The following is a 273-nucleotide window of genomic DNA, read 5'->3' as shown; positions in this document are numbered from 1 at the left end:
AGGGGATGAGGGAGTAGAGGTTGTTGTGAGTGGGGAGAGGGAGAGGGGGGAGGAGAGGAGGACGGGTAGGGGTGAGGGTTTGGAGGATGTTGTTGGGAGAAGGGTGGATTGGGTGGTGATGGTAGGGGTTGAGGGTGATGGGGATGTTGTGTGGGGGGAGATTGGGGAGGGAGAGGGGTCGGATGGTGGATGGGGAGGATGGGGCAGTCATGGTTCCTACAGCCCTTGGATGCGAGTCATCGTGGTGAGGATGTGTTCGACGTCGGGGTCACG

Annotated in this window: 1 protein-coding gene; it reads left to right on the top strand. The window is 60.4% G+C overall.

Annotated features, from left to right (window positions below; translation table 11 throughout):
* A partial coding sequence (locus FS507_RS18215; protein WP_222121470.1) for a hypothetical protein occupies positions 1–273 on the top strand: 273 nt, incomplete at both ends.

The organism is Corynebacterium glyciniphilum AJ 3170, assembly GCF_007673095.1.
Taxonomy (GTDB): domain Bacteria; phylum Actinomycetota; class Actinomycetes; order Mycobacteriales; family Mycobacteriaceae; genus Corynebacterium.
The sequence above is the reverse complement of the archived record's forward strand: the minus strand, read 5'-3'. Positions and strand labels throughout refer to the sequence as shown.